The 17,770-nt window shown below is 70.4% G+C and carries 9 protein-coding genes, 1 tRNA gene and 1 rRNA gene; 10 read left to right on the top strand and 1 reads right to left on the bottom strand.

What is annotated here, in order from left to right; all coding sequences use genetic code 11:
• The 3 genes from rrf to ACF1AG_RS33610 all read left to right on the top strand — a co-directional run.
• Positions 1–92 (top strand): 5S ribosomal RNA (gene rrf / locus ACF1AG_RS33620); the annotation flags it as partial.
• Between the two features lie 99 nt (positions 93–191).
• Complete coding sequence (locus ACF1AG_RS33615; RefSeq protein ID WP_359745896.1) at positions 192–869, top strand: DegT/DnrJ/EryC1/StrS family aminotransferase; 678 nt, start codon at positions 192–194, stop codon at positions 867–869.
• A 74-nt stretch (positions 870–943) separates the two neighbouring features.
• A tRNA-Thr gene (locus ACF1AG_RS33610) sits at positions 944–1,016 on the top strand.
• A gap of 60 nt (positions 1,017–1,076) precedes the next feature.
• Here the strand turns inward: ACF1AG_RS33610 and ACF1AG_RS33605 are convergent.
• Positions 1,077–3,833 carry a SpoIIE family protein phosphatase gene (locus ACF1AG_RS33605; protein ID WP_359602769.1) on the bottom strand — a complete coding sequence of 919 codons (2,757 nt, stop codon included), beginning with the start codon at positions 3,831–3,833 and terminating at the stop codon, positions 1,077–1,079.
• 416 nt (positions 3,834–4,249) lie between these two features.
• Between ACF1AG_RS33605 and ACF1AG_RS33600 the strand changes: the two genes are divergently transcribed.
• From ACF1AG_RS33600 to ACF1AG_RS33570, 7 genes are all read left to right on the top strand, one after another.
• Positions 4,250–9,730, top strand: a complete 5,481-nt coding sequence (locus ACF1AG_RS33600) for a HAMP domain-containing protein (RefSeq protein WP_359602771.1) — start codon at positions 4,250–4,252, stop codon at positions 9,728–9,730.
• 307 nt (positions 9,731–10,037) lie between these two features.
• Positions 10,038–10,715: a response regulator gene (locus ACF1AG_RS33595; protein WP_359602773.1), complete on the top strand. Its 678-nt coding sequence runs from the start codon at positions 10,038–10,040 to the stop codon at positions 10,713–10,715.
• 173 nt (positions 10,716–10,888) lie between these two features.
• On the top strand, positions 10,889–13,651 hold the full coding sequence (locus tag ACF1AG_RS33590) for a DNA translocase FtsK (protein ID WP_387798970.1): 2,763 nt from the start codon (positions 10,889–10,891) through the stop codon (positions 13,649–13,651).
• Positions 13,652–13,903: 252 nt separating this feature from the next.
• Positions 13,904–14,743, top strand: a complete 840-nt coding sequence (locus ACF1AG_RS33585; RefSeq protein ID WP_359602776.1) for a RodZ domain-containing protein — start codon at positions 13,904–13,906, stop codon at positions 14,741–14,743.
• A gap of 93 nt (positions 14,744–14,836) precedes the next feature.
• Entirely contained in the window at positions 14,837–16,312 is a 1,476-nt protein-coding gene (gene rimO / locus ACF1AG_RS33580) for a 30S ribosomal protein S12 methylthiotransferase RimO (RefSeq protein WP_359602778.1), read from the top strand.
• Entirely contained in the window at positions 16,309–17,193 is an 885-nt protein-coding gene (pgsA, locus tag ACF1AG_RS33575; RefSeq protein ID WP_359602780.1) for a CDP-diacylglycerol--glycerol-3-phosphate 3-phosphatidyltransferase, read from the top strand. The genes rimO and pgsA overlap by 4 nt, the downstream gene beginning before the upstream one ends.
• Positions 17,190–17,735, top strand: coding sequence for a CinA family protein (locus tag ACF1AG_RS33570; RefSeq protein ID WP_359602782.1), 546 nt, complete (start codon positions 17,190–17,192; stop codon positions 17,733–17,735). Before pgsA ends, ACF1AG_RS33570 begins: the two co-directional genes overlap by 4 nt.
• Positions 17,736–17,770 lie beyond the last annotated feature (35 nt).

Here is a 17,770-nt window from a genome sequence, read left to right as displayed (position 1 = left end):
CGCCCGGTTACATTCCGAACCCGGAAGCTAAGCCTTACAGCGCCGATGGTACTGCAGGGGGGACCCTGTGGGAGAGTAGGACGCCGCCGAACAATACTTACAAGGGTTGGTCCCTGAACTTCGGTTCAGGGACCAACCCTTTTTTGTTGCCCGTCACTTGACGTTCACGTTGCCCGCCGAGCATCCCCGGTATGGGAATCGCTGCACTGCTCAGGGCGGCCGGCGTAGGAGCCGGTGACGAGGTCGTCGTACCGGCCTTCGGCAACGTGGAGGTCGCGCGGGCCGTGACGCTTGCGGGCGCGCTGCCCGCGTTCGCCGACATAGACCCGGCGACGTACTGCCTCGACCCCGCCGCCGTCGACGCGGCGCTGACTCCGCGGGCAGCGGCGGTCGTTGCCGTCCACCGTTTCGGACATCCCGCCGACCTGGGGCAGTTGCGCGCGCTCGGGCAGCGGCGTGGACTTCTGGTGCTGGAGCACACGGAGTCGGACGCGTCCCGCGACGAGACGCCGCGGCGACGGGAGCGGGCCGCGTATCTCGACGCCCGACTGCGTGGCGTGCGGACGCCCGAAGGAGGCGCCGGCCACAGCTATCAGCAGTACGTCGTGCGGGTGCCCGGCAACGGGCGGCCCGACCGGGACGCCTTCGCACGCGCCGTACGGGCCAAGGGAGTTGCGTGCCGGATACCCGTGCCGACTCCCGTGCACCGGCTGCCCGAGTTCCGGCGTGACGTGTCGCTGCCGGAGACCGAGCGTGCCGCCGACGAGACGCTCGCTCTGCCCGTGGACGGCTCCCTGACGAAGCGGGACATGCAGCGGACCGCGTCCGTGTGCAACGCGCTGGGCGGACTGCTCGCGCCGGCCCTCTGAGCGTGGTTGGGAGCACGGCTCCGTACAGGGTATGATCTATTCCGTTGCCGCGAGGGAAACCGAAGCGACGACAGGCCCCTATAGCTCAGTCGGTAGAGCGTCTCCATGGTAAGGAGAAGGTCAACGGTTCGATTCCGTTTGGGGGCTCAAACTGAAAGGCCCCGCCCAATCGGGCGGGGCCTTTCTCATGCCCTTGCGCGGTGGGAATCAGTCCTGCTGGAGGCCCGGCACGCGCATCGCGAGAATCGCCATGTCGTCCGACGGCGCGTCCGAGGCGAAGCGTTCCACCGCGCGCATGATGCGGGCCGCGACCGCGCCGGCCGTCAGTCCCGTACACGTCTCCAGAACCTCGGCGAGACCGTCGTCGCCCAGCATCCTGGGGCCCTCACGGCGCTCGGTGACGCCGTCCGTGACGCACAGCAGGACGTCGCCCGGGTCGAGGGTGACCGTCTCCTCGTACAGCTCCAGGTCCTCCAGGACGCCGAGCAGCGGCTGGGGCTCGGCGGCCGGTTCGACCGTGCCGTCCTGCCGGAGGCGCAGCGGCAGCGGGTGCCCCGCGCAGACCACCTTGAGCTCCGCGCTGCCGTCCTCCTGCGGACGCATCTCGCCGTACAGGAGGGTGAGGAAGCGGCTGCGCTCGCCCTCGTCGAGGATCGCGGAGTTCAGGCGCTCGAGCACCGACGGGCCGCTGAGGCCCTCCCTGGCGAGCAGACGCAGCGCGTGCCGGGCGAGGCCGGTGACGGCCGCCGCGTTCGGGCCCGTACCGCAGACGTCGCCGATGGCGAAGCCGTAGGCGCCGTCGCTGATCGGGAAGAGGTCGTAGAAGTCGCCGCCGACCTCGTTGCCCTCGCCGGCCGCTCGGTAGATGACCTCGACCTCGACGCCGTCGATCTGCGGCAGCTCCGGCGGCAGCAGGCTGCGCTGGAGGGACTGGCTGATCGCCGTGCGCTCCGAGTACAGGCGGGCGTTGTCCAGGGCCAGGGCGGCCCTGCGGGACAGGTCCTCGGCCAGCTCCAGGATCTCCTGGCGGAAGTGCTCGTCCGTGGGCTTGCCGAGCGTCAGCATGCCGATGACGCGGTTACGGGCCACCAGGGGCAGCACCACCGTCTCGCCGCCGACCGCGGAGGCCGTGGCGAGAGTCGGGCCGATGCCGGTGGTGACGTGCCGGGTGGGGCCGCCGCTCAGGCCGAGGCTGCGCATGGACGTGCGCAGGGCCGCCTGGTGGGCGACCTCCGCGGGCGCCGACCAGACGCGGGCGCCCGGCGTGGGTACCGGGTCCGGCGGGGGCATCTTGGACAGCAGGGACTTGATGCCGTCGATGAGCTCCTCGTCCTCGTGCAGCACGTAGGACAGGTCCGGCTCGGAGGACTGGTCTGCGATCGTGTAGACCGCGCACCAGGTGGCGAGTGTCGGCACCGTCATCTGCGCCATGAGGGCCAGGGTCTGGTCCCGGTCGAGGGTGCCGGCCAGCAGGTCGGACGCCTCGACGAGGAAGCTCAGTGAGCCGCGGCGCAGCCGCTCCAGCTCGCCCAGGCGGGCGGACTCGACGGCGAGGGCGATGCGGTCCGCGGCGAACTGGAGGCGTAGCGCCTCCTCGTTGGAGTAGCGGCCGGGTCCCTCCGCGGCGACGCCGAGGGAGCCGGTGAGGCGGCCCTCGACCTTGAGGGGCACGGTGACGACCGAGCGCATCCCGGTGCCGTTGAGGAGCGGGACAGCGCCCGGGACGGCCGTGAGGTCCTCGTGGACGGCCGGCATGCGGGCGGAGCCGTAGCGGCCGGGGCCGCCCTCCACGGGGACGCGTGCGAAGCGCTGGCGGGCCGAGGGCAGGCCGGTGGAGGCGCGGACCTCGAGCTCCGTCTCGTCGTCGGTGGCGAGCAGCAGGAAGGCGGAGTCGCCGTCGAGCATGTCGCGGGCGCGCTCCACGGTGCGCTGCAGCAGGCCGTCGAGGTCGTCGGGGGCGGGGGACCCGATGAAGACCTCGAACGGGTCGGCGCTCGGGCCCTCGGAGCCGCCCGAGGAGTCGGTGGAGGGAGCCCGGAGCGGCGTCTGCAGAACCGCCCGTTCGTGGTCGCGTACCAGGAGACACACGGTTGACGGTTCGCCGTCGGTGTCCCGGACGCGAAGGTGGGAGGCGTACACCGGGATGACGCGGCCGTGGGCGCCCCGGATGCCGTAGGAGCCCTCCCAGCGGGACAGCTGGAGGGCGTCGGCGATGCCGGTGCCGGTGCCGGGGGTGTGCGGCCAGGCGGCGAGGTCGGTGAGAGGCTTGCCGGTGACCTGCTCCGCGGTGTAGCCGAACAGTTCCTCCGCGTCCTCGTTCCATGCGGTGATGGAGCCGGAGCGGTCGATCTGGACGACGGCGACGCGGACCCGGGCGTCGGCGAGCGGCAGCAGATGGGCGGGGAGGGCGGGGCCCGCGGCGCGGGTGCCGACCGGGCGCTCGGGGAGATCGAGCTGGAACCAGACGGTCTTGTGGGTGGGCGTGTAGTCGACGCCCCAGTGGCCGGCCAGAGCGGCGCAGAGCTGGAGGCCGCGCCCGCCCTCGCGGTCGGGGCTGCCCATGTCGATCGGGGATCCCTGGAGGGGAATCTCACGCTCGGGATACCGGTCGGCCACCTCGATCCGCACGCCGTCCTCGCTGCGCAGGCAGAGCAGTTCGGCGGAGGTGCCCGCGTGCACGACGGCGTTGGTCACCAGCTCGCTGGTCAGCACCACGGCGTCGTCGACGATGTCGCCGAAGCCCCAGCCCTGGAGGGTGTCACGGACGAAGGAACGGGCGCTCGCGACGGATCGTCCGACGGGCTCGAAGCTGGCGGCCGCGCGCGCGGTGATCACAGAACTCCTCGACCGGTTCTCGACGGGCATGGCTCCCTGGCCGGCCGGTTCGTGCCGCTGGTGCGGCAGGGCGTCAGTCGGCCGTGGGTCGTCCGGGGGCTGTTCCCCCGGGATCAGTCCGGTGGTCATGTTGTGCGGCCGCCCCTCCGATGCCCGCTCGTTCTCGTGCCACCGCCCAGGCCGGACGCGCCGGCGTGGCTGGACAGCCGCATGCAAGGTTACTTACCTTCGCGGTCCGAGCGGATGCCGGTCTGCAGTGTTTCCGTCCGAGGTGTTCGCCGTCCGGCGTGGTGTGCGGACGATGTGCGAAGCTGCCGAACTGTTATGGCCTGGTTCCGCGGGGGTGAAACACTGGGCAGGCTTGTAGGGAAGGTCCGGGCAGGCAGTGTGGTGACGGCGCCGGGTGGGCAGCAGCCCCCTGGCGGCGCCTCGGAACGTCGGGCAGGGCATCTCAGTCAAACAGGTAAAGCACGGCAGCGACGGGAGCACCCTGGAGGGTGCCACCGGGCACAGCGGTAACGGTCGACCCCTGCGGGAGGGACACAGTGGAGTCTGGCGCAGCGACGCGGAGCACGAAGACGACGCGCGCGAAAGGCGGACAGTCCCTGAGTAAGGCGGGGAAGGCCCGGGGCGGCACCGTGACGGTGGAGGCGGCGGCGATGAACCGTCTGCTGGGCGCCCTGGTGTCGATGCGGGACGGGAACTTCCGCAAACGCCTCACGGTGACCGGCGACGGAGTGATGGCGGAGATCGCCGCCGTCTTCAACGAGGTCGCCGACCGGAACCTGCACCTCACGGGCGAGCTGGCGCGTGTGCGCCGCATGGTGGGGCGTGAGGGAAAGCTCACAGAGCGGCTGGAGACGGGACCTTCGGAGGGCTCCTGGGCGGCCGCGATCGACCATTCCAACGCCCTGGTGGACGATCTCGTACGGCCTGTCTCCGAGGTGAGCCGGGTGCTGTCGGCCGTGGCGGAGGGTGACCTGTCGCCGCGAATGGAGCTGCGGACGCAGGCGCCGGACGGGACCGGGCATCCGCTGCGCGGCGAGTTCCTGAAGGTCGCGCGGACCGTGAACAACCTGGTCGACCAGTTGTCGACGTTCACGGACGAGGTCACGCGAGTGGCCAGCGAGGTGGGCACCGAGGGCAAGCTGGGCGGTCAGGCGCAGGTGCGGGGCATGTCCGGGTCCTGGAAGGACCTGACGGACTCCGTGAACACGATGGCGGAGCGGCTGACGGCGCAGGTGCGCGACATCGCGCTGGTGACGACGGCCGTGGCGCGCGGTGACCTGTCCCGCAAGGTCACGGTGCACGTCGAGGGGGAGATGCTGGAGCTGAAGAACACCGTCAACACGATGGTGGACCAGCTCTCCGCGTTCTCCTCCGAGGTGACACGCGTCGCGCGCGAGGTGGGCACCGAGGGCGCCCTGGGCGGTCAGGCGCAGGTGCCGGGTGTGGACGGTGTGTGGAAGGAGCTCACCGACTCCGTCAACACCATGGCCGGGAACCTCACCGCGCAGGTGCGCGGGATCGCCGAGGTGACGACGGCGGTCGCCAACGGCGACCTGTCGCGGAAGGTGACGGTTCCGGCGCGCGGCGAGGTGGCGCAGCTGGCCGAGACGATCAACCAGATGACCGAGACGCTGCGGATCTTCGCGGACGAGGTCACCCGGGTCGCGAACGAGGTCGGGGCCGAGGGGCGGCTGGGCGGTCAGGCGAACGTGCCGGGGGCCGCGGGCACCTGGAAGGACCTGACGGACTCCGTCAACACGGTGTTCCGGAACCTGACCACCCAGGTGAGGGACATCGCGGCGGTGACGACGGCGGTCGCCAACGGTGACCTGTCGCAGAAGGTCACCGTGGACGTGGCCGGCGAGATGCTGGAGCTGAAGAACACCGTCAACACGATGGTCGACCAGCTCTCCGCGTTCGGCGCCGAGGTGACCCGGGTGGCGCGGGAGATCGGCGTCGAGGGCGAGCTGGGCGGCCAGGCACAGGTGCCGGGCGCGGCCGGCACGTGGAAGGACCTGACGGACTCCGTCAACACCGCGTTCCGCAACCTCACCGGACAGGTGCGCAACATCGCCCAGGTGACCACGGCGGTCGCCAACGGTGACCTGTCGCAGAAGGTCACCGTGGACGTCTCCGGCGAGATGCTCCAGCTGAAGAACACCGTGAACACGATGGTGGACCAGCTGTCGAGCTTCGCCGACCAGGTGACGCGGATGGCGCGGGACGTGGGCACCGAGGGGCGGCTGGGCGGCCAGGCGCGCGTGGACGGCGTGTCGGGCACCTGGAAGGAGCTGACCGACTCCGTCAACTCGATGGCGTCGAACCTCACCGGTCAGGTGCGCAACATCGCCCAGGTGACCACGGCCGTGGCGCGCGGCGACCTGTCGCAGAAGATCGACGTGGACGCGCGCGGGGAGATCCTCGAGCTGAAGAACACCATCAACACGATGGTCGACCAGCTGTCGTCGTTCGCCGACCAGGTGACCCGGGTGGCCCGCGAGGTGGGCACGGAGGGCCGTCTCGGCGGTCAGGCGCAGGTGCCTGGTGTGGCCGGCGTGTGGCGTGACCTGACGGATTCCGTGAACGGCATGGCGTCCAACCTGACCGGCCAGGTGCGCAACATCGCGCAGGTGGCGACGGCGGTGGCGCGCGGTGACCTGTCGCAGAAGATCACTGTGGACGCGCGCGGGGAGATCCTCGAGCTGAAGAACACGCTGAACACGATGGTGGACCAGCTGTCGTCGTTCGCGGAGGAGGTCACCCGGGTGGCCCGTGAGGTGGGCACCGAGGGCATCCTGGGCGGCCAGGCGGAGGTGCAGGGCGTCTCCGGCACCTGGAAGGACCTCACCCAGTCCGTGAACGGCATGGCGAACAACCTGACCCTTCAGGTGCGCAACATCGCCGAGGTCACCACTGCGGTCGCCAAGGGCGACCTGTCGAAGAAGATCACAGTCGACGCCAAGGGCGAGATCCTGGAGCTGGTGACCACCGTCAACACGATGGTGGACCAGCTGTCGTCGTTCGCGGAGCAGGTGACCCGGGTGGCCCGTGAGGTGGGCACCGAGGGCATTCTCGGCGGCCAGGCGCACGTGCCGGGTGTCACGGGCATCTGGAAGGACCTGAGCGACAACGTCAACCTGATGGCGAAGAACCTCACCACCCAGGTGCGGAACATCTCCCAGGTGTCCGCCGCGGTCGCCAACGGCGACCTGACGCGTCAGGTCAGCATCGAGGCGCGCGGCGAGGTGGCGCAGCTCGCGGACACCATCAACACGATGGTGAAGACGCTGAGCGCGTTCGCCGAGCAGGTCACCAAGGTGGCCCGTGAGGTGGGCACGGACGGCATCCTGGGCGGCCAGGCGCACGTGCCGGGTGTGGCGGGCACGTGGAAGGACCTCACCGAGTCGGTGAACCAGATGGCGTCCAACCTGACCGGTCAGGTGCGGAACATCGCCATGGTCACCACGGCCATCGCCAAGGGTGACCTGACGAAGAAGATCGACATCGACGCGCGCGGGGAGATCCTCGAGCTGAAGACGACCATCAACACGATGGTGGACCAGCTGTCGTCGTTCGCCGAGGAGGTCACGCGCGTGGCCCGCGAGGTGGGCACCGAGGGCCAGCTGGGCGGCCAGGCGCGGGTGCGGGACGTGGACGGCACCTGGCGGGACCTGACCGAGTCGGTGAACGAGATGGCCGGGAACCTGACCCGGCAGGTGCGCGCCATCGCGCGCGTGGCGACCGCGGTGACCCGTGGCGACCTGAACCTGAAGATCGACGTGGACGCGTCCGGGGAGATCCAGGAGCTCCAGGACTACATCAACAAGATGATCGCCAACCTGCGCGACACCACGATCGCCAACAAGGAGCAGGACTGGCTGAAGGGCAATCTGGCCCGTATCTCGGCGCTTATGCAGGGCCGGCGCGACCTGGAGGACGTGGCCTCGCTGATCATGAGCGAGCTGACGCCTGTGGTGTCCGCGCAGCACGGCGCGTTCTTCCTCGCGATGCCGCTGGTGGACGGCGAGGATCTGAACGCGGCCGACGAGGAGCAGTTCGAGCTGCGGATGCTCGGCTCGTACGGCTACTCCATGGGGTCGATGCCGACGTCGTTCCAGCCGGGTGAGGGGCTGATCGGGACGGCCGCGATGGAGAAGCGCACGATCCTGGTGGACAAGGCGCCCAGCGGCTACCTGAAGATCTCCTCGGGGCTCGGGGAGGCGCCGCCGGCGCAGGTGATCGTGCTGCCGGTGGTGTTCGAGGGGAAGGTGCTCGGCGTCATCGAGCTGGCGTCGTTCACGCCGTTCACGGCGATCCAGAAGGACTTCCTCAACCAGATCGCCGAGATGATCGCGACCAGCGTCAACACCATCTCGGTCAACACCAAGACGGAGCACCTGCTGGCGCAGTCCCAGGAGCTGACCGAGCAACTGCGGGAGCGGTCGGAGGAGTTGGAGCAGCGGCAGAAGGCGCTCCAGGCGTCCAACGCCGAACTGGAGGAGAAGGCCGAGCTGCTGGCCCGTCAGAACCGCGACATCGAGGTGAAGAACACCGAGATCGAGGAGGCGCGGCAGGTCCTGGAGGAGCGTGCCGAGCAGCTCGCGGTGTCGATGCGCTACAAGAGCGAGTTCCTGGCGAACATGTCGCACGAGCTGCGCACGCCGCTCAACTCGCTGCTGATTCTGGCCAAGTTGCTCGCGGACAACGCGGAGGGGAACCTCTCCCCGAAGCAGGTGGAGTTCGCCGAGACGATCCACGGCGCCGGGTCGGACCTGCTGCAGCTCATCAACGACATCCTCGACCTGTCGAAGGTCGAGGCGGGCAAGATGGACGTCTCCCCGACCCGTATCGCGCTGGTGCAGCTCGTGGACTACGTGGAGGCCACGTTCCGGCCGCTGACCGCGGAGAAGGGCCTGGACCTGTCGGTGCGGATCTCGCCGGAGCTGCCGGCCACCCTGCACACCGACGAGCAGCGGCTGCTCCAGGTGCTGCGGAACCTGCTGTCCAACGCGGTGAAGTTCACCGACTCCGGATCGGTCGAACTGGTCATCCGGCCCGCCCGGGACGACGTCCCGCAGGCCATCCGGGAGCAGTTGCTGGAGGCCGGTTCGCTGACCGACCCGGACGCGGACCTGATCGCGTTCTCGGTGAGCGACACGGGCATCGGCATCGCGGCCAGCAAGATGCGGGTGATCTTCGAGGCGTTCAAGCAGGCCGACGGCACGACCAGCCGCAAGTACGGCGGCACGGGCCTGGGGCTGTCCATCTCGCGGGAGATCGCGCAGCTGCTCGGCGGTGAGATCCACGCGCAGAGCGAGCCGGGCCGCGGCTCCACTTTCACGCTGTACCTGCCGCTGCACCCGAGCGAGCTGCCGCCCAACGGCTACCAGCAGCCGCCCATGCCGGCGCTGGAGGCGGGTGACCTGGTGGCGTCGGCCGAGCTGACCGCGGCGCCGGAGGCCGGGACGCCGGCGGAGGTGACGTCGTACCGGGAGGCGCAGAACGGTCCGGCGGCGCTGTTCCGCCGCCGGCGCCGGGTGTCGCTGCGGCAGGACCAGCGGCCCTCCGCGGAGCTGGAGGAATGGCCGGCCGTCGAGCAGGAGCCGCAGACGATGCGCACACCGCGCAAGGGCATCCGTTTCGGCGGGCAGAAGGTGCTGATCGTCGACGACGACATCCGCAACGTCTTCGCGCTGACCAGCGTGCTGGAGCAGCACGGGCTGTCCGTGCTGTACGCGGAGAACGGCCGCGAGGGCATCGAGGTGCTGGAGCAGCACGACGACGTGGCGGTCGTGCTGATGGACATCATGATGCCCGAGATGGACGGGTACGCGACGACCACGGCGATCCGGCGGATGCCGCAGTTCGCCGGGCTGCCGATCATCGCGCTGACCGCGAAGGCGATGAAGGGCGACCGGGAGAAGGCCATCGAGTCGGGCGCCTCCGACTACGTGACCAAGCCGGTCGACCCTGATCATCTGCTGACCGTGATGGAGCAGTGGATGAGGGGGGAGTGAGGCCGGCGACGGCGGGGCGTGCGAAGGTGACGGGTAGCTTCCGAGGGCGCGCGGAGTTGTCCACGCGTCGTGCGCGAAGTCGTGTAGAAGTGCGGTATACGGGGAACCTTCTGGTCTCCTGCAGCGTTTCCGCTACGTGCACAGTGACATCGCGGTGACAGGGTGTGGCGACGAGCGGGGTGCGGCTACGATGACCGGCACAAGGACGGGCGGCGCAAGGGAGTCGTCCCCTGGGGCGGCACCCGCGGGTGCCGTGTCAGGTCCTGCGGACAGGGAGGGCCCCAAGCCGGGGCGAGGAGGGCGGGCCATGGTGCAGAAGGCCAAGATCCTCCTGGTCGATGACCGGCCGGAGAATCTGCTGGCGCTCGAGGCGATCCTCTCGGCGCTCGATCAGACGCTGGTGCGGGCATCGTCCGGGGAGGAAGCGCTCAAAGCACTGCTCACGGACGATTTCGCGGTCATTCTGCTGGATGTCCAGATGCCGGGCATGGACGGTTTCGAGACCGCCGCGCACATCAAGCGGCGGGAGCGGACCCGGGACATCCCGATCATCTTCCTCACCGCGATCAACCACGGTCCGCACCACACCTTCCGCGGCTACGCGGCGGGCGCGGTGGACTACATCTCCAAGCCGTTCGACCCGTGGGTGCTGCGCGCGAAGGTCTCGGTCTTCGTCGAGCTGTACATGAAGAACTGCCAGCTGCGGGAGCAGGCGTCGCTGCTGCGGCTCCAGCTCGAGGGCAGCGAGAAGGACTCGGGGGAGTCCAAGGAGTCCGCGGGGCTGCTCGCCGAGCTGTCGGCGCGGCTCGCCGCCGTCGAGGAGCAGGCCGAGGCGCTCACCAAGCAGCTGAACGACGAGTCGACGGACGCCGCCGCGGTCGCCACGGCGGCCCATCTGGAGCGCAAGCTCACGGGATTGCGGCGTGCGCTGGACGCCCTGGATCCCGGGACGGGGAGCGCGTCGTCGGTGCCGTCGCAGAACTGACCGCGCCCGCGCGGGCCTTGTCCGGGCCCGAAGGCAGCCCTCTCCTTGAGGGGGCGTCAACTCCGTGTCCCAAGGGCGCCACGCGTCAGTTCCGCGCCTCGAAGTGGGCGACACGAACGGGTGAAGCATCCGCCACGCGTGTCACGTGCCGTCTCCCCCGGTAACCTCACACCATGGCCTCACGTCCCTCCGCAGCCAAGAAGCCGCCCGCGAAGAAGGCGGCCGCTTCCGCGAAGGCTCCGGCGAAGAAGGCCGCCGCCAGGAAACCTCCGGCGAAGAAGGCACCCGCCAAGAAGGCCCCGGCGAAGAAGCCGGCCCCCGCGCCGGCCCCGAACCCGACCGGCGCCGTCTACCGGCTCGTCCGCGCCCTGTGGCTGGGGCTGGCGCACGCCGTCGGCGCGGTGTTCCGCGGCATAGGGCAAGGCGCCAAGAACCTCGACCCGGCCCACCGCAAGGACGGTCTCGCGCTGCTGCTGCTCGGCATCGCGCTGATCGTCGCCGCCGGCACCTGGGCCGATCTCGAGGGGCCCGTCGGCGACCTGGTGGAGATCCTGGTGACGGGCGCGTTCGGCCGGCTCGACCTGCTGGTGCCGATCCTCGTCGGCGTCGTCGCCGTGCGGTTCATCCGGCACCCGGAGAAGCCCGAGGCCAACGGGCGGATCGTCATCGGCCTGTCCGCGCTCGTCATCGGCGTCCTGGGCCAGATCCACATCGCCTGCGGCTCGCCCCCGCGCGCCGACGGAATGCAGGCCATAAGGGACGCCGGCGGCCTCATCGGCTGGGGAGCCGCCGCGCCGCTGTCGTCCACCATGACCGACGTGCTGGCCGTGCCCCTGCTGGTGCTGCTCACCGTCTTCGGGCTGCTGGTGGTCACGGCCACCCCGGTGAACGCGATCCCGCAGCGGCTGCGTCAGCTCGGTGTGCGGCTCGGCCTGGTGCACGAGCCGGAGGAGTACGAGGACGACGACGAGCGCTACGAGGAGCAGTGGCGCGAGGCCCTGCCCCAGAGCCGCCGCAGGCGCCGCCCCGCGCCCGAGGAGTACGAGCCTGAGCGCGCGGAGGAGGAGGCGCTGTCCCGCCGGCAGCGCCGCCCTCGCCGGTCCGCCGTGCCGCAGCCCGACGCCGACCGGGCCATGGACGCCGTGGACGTGGCCGCAGCCGCGGCCGCCGCGCTCGACGGAGCCGTGCTGCACGGCATGCCGCCCTCCCCGGTCGTCGCGGACCTCACCCAGGGTGTCAGCACCGGGGACCGCGAGCCGACCACCCCGACGCCGGTCCCGTCCGCCCGCCCGCAGCAGGACTCGCCCAGGAAGGGCGGGTCCCGGCGGAACGCGCCTGCGAAGGACGAGGGTGCCGAGCAGCGGGAGCGGCCGCCCGCGGGCGTGCTCGACATGACCAAGGCGCCGCCGCGGGAACCCCGGGACCTGCCGGCGCGCGCCGAGCAGTTGCAGCTCTCCGGCGACATCACCTACTCCCTGCCGTCGCTGGACCTGCTGCACCGCGGCGGGCCCGGCAAGGCACGCAGCGCGGCCAACGACGCCATAGTGGAGGCGCTGCGGAAGGTCTTCACCGAGTTCAAGGTGGACGCCGACGTCACCGGCTTCACCCGCGGCCCGACGGTCACCCGGTACGTCGTCGAACTCGGCCCGGCCGTGAAGGTCGAGCGGGTCACCGCGCTCACCAAGAACATCGCGTACGCCGTCGCCAGCCCGGACGTGCGGATCATCAGCCCCATCCCCGGCAAGTCCGCGGTGGGCATCGAGATCCCCAACACCGACCGGGAGATGGTGAACCTCGGCGACGTGCTGCGGCTCGCGGAGTCCGCCGAGGACGACGACCCGATGCTGGTCGCCTTCGGCAAGGACGTCGAGGGCGGCTACGTCATGGACTCGCTGGCGAAGATGCCGCACATGCTGGTCGCCGGCGCCACCGGCTCCGGCAAGTCGTCCTGCATCAACTGTTTGATCACGTCGGTCATGATGCGGGCGACCCCGGAGGACGTCCGGATGATCCTGGTCGACCCCAAGCGTGTCGAGCTGACCGCGTACGAGGGCATCCCGCACCTGATCACGCCGATCATCACCAACCCCAAGCGGGCCGCCGAGGCGCTCCAGTGGGTCGTGCGCGAGATGGACCTGCGCTACGACGACCTGGCCGCCTACGGCTACCGGCACATCGACGACTTCAACCGCGCGGTGCGCGAGGGCAAGGTCAAGCCGCCCGAGGGCAGCGAGCGCGAGCTCCAGCCCTACCCGTACCTGCTGGTGATCGTGGACGAGCTGGCCGACCTGATGATGGTCGCCCCGCGCGACGTCGAGGACGCCATCGTGCGCATCACGCAGCTCGCGCGCGCGGCCGGCATCCACCTGGTGCTGGCCACCCAGCGGCCCTCGGTCGACGTCGTCACCGGTCTGATCAAGGCGAACGTGCCGTCGCGGCTGGCGTTCGCCACGTCCTCGCTCGCCGACTCGCGGGTCATCCTCGACCAGCCGGGCGCCGAGAAGCTGATCGGCAAGGGCGACGGGCTGTTCCTGCCCATGGGTGCGAACAAACCCACGCGTATGCAGGGCGCGTTCGTGACCGAGGAGGAGGTAGCGGCGGTCGTCCAGCACTGCAAGGACCAGATGGCGCCCGTCTTCCGGGACGACGTGGTCGTCGGCACCAAGCAGAAGAAGGAGATCGACGAGGACATCGGCGACGACCTCGACCTGCTGTGCCAGGCGGCCGAGCTGGTGGTCTCCACCCAGTTCGGGTCCACGTCGATGCTCCAGCGCAAGCTGCGCGTCGGCTTCGCGAAGGCGGGCCGGCTGATGGACCTCATGGAGTCCCGTAACATCGTCGGACCGAGCGAAGGTTCGAAGGCTCGTGACGTTCTTGTGAAGCCTGACGAGCTGGACGGCGTGCTCGCGCTGATCCGCGGGGAGTCTGAAGGGTAGACGGCGGGGGCACGTTCGTCGCGCCGGGACGTCCGGCCGGGTGATCGTGACCCTTCCGTAAGCGATCAACGAGCAACCGTTTCCCGTCGGCACACGTCACATTGAACGAAGTGTCAGGCAGTAGGACGACCATCGGAATGTCGGGCCATTCCGATGGCGTACAAAGTACGAACGCCCGGTTGCCCCACCCCTTCGTACCCCACCTAGACTGAACCTCCAGCACAGGCGGCTACACGCTCGAAAGGCGCCCCCGTGTCCAACGGCAACTCTCCTGAAGACGAGCGTCCGTTCGAAGACGTTTCCGAGGAAGACCGCCCTTCCGTCTCGGTCGGCCGTGCGCTGCAGCAGGCGCGCATCGCCGCCGGGCTCACCGTCGACGACGTCAGTACCGCCACCCGCGTCCGTATCGGCATCGTCCACGCCATCGAGCGGGACGACTTCGCCCCCTGCGGCGGCGACGTGTACGCACGCGGGCACATCCGTACGCTGGCCAAGTTCGTGAAGCTCGACCCGGCCCCGCTGCTCGCCCGGTACGAGACCCAGAACGGCAGCGGCCGCCCGGCGCCCACCCCGGCGGCGCCCCTCTTCGAGGCGGAGCGCATCCGTCCGGAGCGGCGCGGACCCAACTGGACCGCCGCCATGGTCGCCGCGATCGTGGTCGTGATCGGCTTCGTCGGCTTCACGATGGTCAACGGCGACGAGGACGGGGCGAACGTCGCAGGCGACACCGAGCCGACCGCGTCGCCCGAGCCCACCCCCACGACCAAGACCGCCAAGCCCGTCGTGCCCACGCCGGATCCGTCGGACAGCGCCATCGCCGCGGCCCCGCAGGACAAGGTGACCGTCAAGGTCGTCGCCGCCGACGGACCCAGCTGGATCTCCGCCAAGGACCACAACGGCAAGGTCCTCTTCGCCGAGCTGCTCAAGAAGGGCGAGGACAAGACCTTCCAGGACAACTCCAAGATCGACCTCGTCCTCGGTGACGCGGGCGCCCTCGACCTGTTCGTGAACGGCAAGAAGATCGAGGACGACTGGCAGCCGGGCGCCGTGGAGCGTCTCACCTACACCAAGGGCGACCCCCAGGCCGGGTGACCGGCATCCGGGAACGCGATCACCACGGGGTTGGCCGGGTCCGGCCAACCCCGTCGACATGGGGCGTCGCCGGGACGAAGTAGTCTTGAGCCCATGCCTGAACGCCGTACCGTCGCACTGGTCACCCTTGGCTGCGCCCGTAACGAGGTGGACTCGGAGGAGCTCGCAGGCCGTTTGGAGGCGGACGGCTGGCAGCTCGTCGAGGACGCCGAGGAAGCGGACGTCGCCGTCGTCAACACCTGTGGCTTCGTCGAGGCCGCCAAGAAGGACTCCGTCGACGCCCTGCTGGAGGCCAACGACCTCAAGGGACACGGGAGAACCCAGGCCGTCGTCGCCGTCGGCTGCATGGCCGAGCGGTACGGCAAGGAGCTCGCCGAAGCCCTTCCCGAGGCCGACGGCGTGCTCGGCTTCGACGACTACGCGGACATCTCCGACCGTCTGCAGACCATCCTGAACGGCGGCATCCACGCCGCCCACACTCCGCGCGACCGGCGCAAGCTGCTGCCCATCAGCCCGGCCGAGCGGCAGGACTCCGCCGCCGCCGTCGCGCTGCCCGGGCACGGCCCGGTCGACCTGCCCGACGGCCTCGCCCCCGCCTCGGGCCCCCGCGCGCCCCTGCGCCGCCGCCTGGACGGCTCCCCGGTCGCCTCCGTGAAGCTGGCCTCCGGCTGCGACCGGCGCTGCTCCTTCTGCGCCATCCCCTCCTTCCGCGGCTCCTTCATCTCCCGCCGCCCCAGCGACGTCCTCAACGAGACGCGGTGGCTGGCCGAGCAGGGCGTGAAGGAGATCATGCTGGTCTCCGAGAACAACACCTCCTACGGCAAGGACCTCGGCGACATCCGCCTGCTGGAGTCCCTGCTCCCCGAACTCGCCGAGGTCGACGGCCTGGAGCGGGTGCGCGTCAGCTACCTCCAGCCGGCCGAGATGCGGCCCGGCCTGATCGACGTGCTGACCTCCACCCCCAAGGTCGCCCCCTACTTCGACCTGTCCTTCCAGCACTCCGCGCCCGACGTGCTGCGCGCCATGCGCCGCTTCGGCGACACCGACCGTTTCCTCGAACTGCTCGACACCATCCGCAGCAAGGCGCCCCAGGCCGGCGTGCGCTCCAACTTCATCGTCGGCTTCCCCGGCGAGTCCGCGGCCGACCTCGGCGAGCTGGAGCGGTTCCTCAACCACGCCCGGCTCGACGCCATCGGTGTGTTCGGCTACTCGGACGAGGAGGGCACCGAGGCCGCCGGCTACGACGGCAAGCTGCACGAGGACGTGGTCGCCGAGCGGCTGGCCCGCGTCTCCCGGCTGGCCGAGGAACTCGTCTCGCAGCGCGCCGAGGAGCGGGTCGGCGAGACCGTGCACGTCCTGGTGGAGTCCGTCGACGAGGAGGAGGGCGTGTACGGCCGGGCCGCGCACCAGGCCCCCGAGACGGACGGCCAGGTGTTGCTCACGAGCGGCGAGGGACTGAGTGTCGGCCGTATGGTCGAGGCGAAGGTGGTCGGCACGGAGGGTGTCGACCTGGTGGCCGAGCCGCTCTTCGAGGGCTCGCCCGCGCGCATCGAGGAGGCGGGCAGATGACGGGTGGCCTGGCATCGGCGGCAGGCGGCCCCTCCGGCGCGGGGAGGGCGAAGGGCCCCGTGTCCGGAGGGCTGACACCGGCGTCCGGCCGCGCGCTCGCGCGGGAGGCCAGGGACACGGCTCTGGGCGACGCCGGGGACGGGCGGGCGCGGCGTGAAGCGCCGAGCCCCGAGGACGTCCGCCCGGCGGCCCCTTCCTCACCGCAGCCCTCCCGGAAGGGGGCCGGCGCCGCCGAGGCACAGGGCTCCACGCGCGCCCCGCGCGGCGGGAAGATCGCGGCGGCGGCCGTCGACCAGGCCAGCGTCTGGAACATCGCCAACCTGCTGACCATGCTCCGGCTGCTGCTGGTACCGGCGTTCGTCATACTGATGCTGGCCGACGGCGGTCACGACCCGGCCTGGCGGTCGCTGGCCTGGGCGGCCTTCGCCATCGCCATGATCACCGACCTGTTCGACGGCCATCTGGCGCGTACCTACAACCTGGTCACCGACTTCGGGAAGATCGCCGACCCGATCGCCGACAAGGCCATCATGGGCGCGGCCCTGATCTGTCTGTCCGCGCTGGGCGACCTGCCGTGGTGGGTCACGGGCGTGATCCTGGGCCGGGAACTGGGGATCACCCTGCTGCGGTTCCTCGTCATCCGTTACGGGGTGATCCCGGCCAGCCGGGGCGGCAAGCTCAAGACCCTCACGCAGGGCGTGGCCGTCGGCATGTACGTGCTGGCGTTGACCGGGTGGCTGGCGACGCTGCGTTGGTGGGTCATGGCCGCGGCGGTGGTGCTGACCGTGGCGACCGGACTCGACTATGTGAAACAGGCCATTGTGCTCCGCAGGCAGGGAATCGCCGAGCGCAAGGCTGCGTTGGAGGAGACGGAAGAGTGAGTTCTACGGCCACCGAGGTGGTGCGACTACTCACCGTGAACGGCGGGACGCTCGCGGTCGCCGAGTCGCTGACCGGTGGCCTGGTGGCGGCGGAGATCACCTCCGTCCCCGGGGCGTCCAAGGTCTTCAGAGGCTCGGTGACGGCCTACGCCACGGAGCTCAAGCACCGGCTGCTGGGTGTGGAGGCCACTCTGCTGGCCCAGCGGGGAGCGGTGGATCCGCAGGTGGCGGCGCAGATGGCGGCCGGGGTGCGCACGGCTCTCGGCGCCGACTGGGGCATCGCCACCACCGGGGTGGCCGGCCCCGACCCCCAGGACGGGCAGGCCGTCGGCACGGTGTACGTGGCCGTGGACGGCCCCTTCGCGGACGGTGACCGTTCCGCCTCTGGCGGAAAAGTGCGCCATCTGCGGTTGAACGGCGACCGCGCGGAAATTCGTATGGAGAGTGTACGGAGCGTACTCGCACTGCTCCTCGCGGAGCTTGCGGGCGAACAGACCGGGAATGAGCGGGCACAGGATACGGAACGGAACGGGGGGTTTTGATGTTTGCAGCCCAGAGTGAACACGACATCGCTCCC

The organism is Streptomyces sp. NPDC014764 (assembly GCF_043082785.1).
In the GTDB taxonomy this organism is placed as follows: Bacteria; Actinomycetota; Actinomycetes; order Streptomycetales; family Streptomycetaceae; genus Streptomyces; species Streptomyces althioticus.
Note: the sequence above shows the minus strand (reverse complement) of the source record. Positions and strands in the feature narration are given on the sequence as shown.

Excerpts from the sequence above, each read along its gene's own strand:
- ACF1AG_RS33615 (WP_359745896.1), top strand. The coding sequence starts at position 192 with ATGGGAATCGCTGCACTGCTCAGGGCGGCCGGCGTAGGAGCCGGTGAC.
- ACF1AG_RS33605 (WP_359602769.1), bottom strand. The coding sequence starts at position 3,833 with ATGACCACCGGACTGATCCCGGGGGAACAGCCCCCGGACGACCCACGG.
- ACF1AG_RS33595 (WP_359602773.1), top strand. The coding sequence starts at position 10,038 with ATGGTGCAGAAGGCCAAGATCCTCCTGGTCGATGACCGGCCGGAGAAT.
- ACF1AG_RS33590 (WP_387798970.1), top strand. The coding sequence starts at position 10,889 with ATGGCCTCACGTCCCTCCGCAGCCAAGAAGCCGCCCGCGAAGAAGGCG.
- rimO (WP_359602778.1), top strand. The coding sequence starts at position 14,837 with ATGCCTGAACGCCGTACCGTCGCACTGGTCACCCTTGGCTGCGCCCGT.
- pgsA (WP_359602780.1), top strand. The coding sequence starts at position 16,309 with ATGACGGGTGGCCTGGCATCGGCGGCAGGCGGCCCCTCCGGCGCGGGG.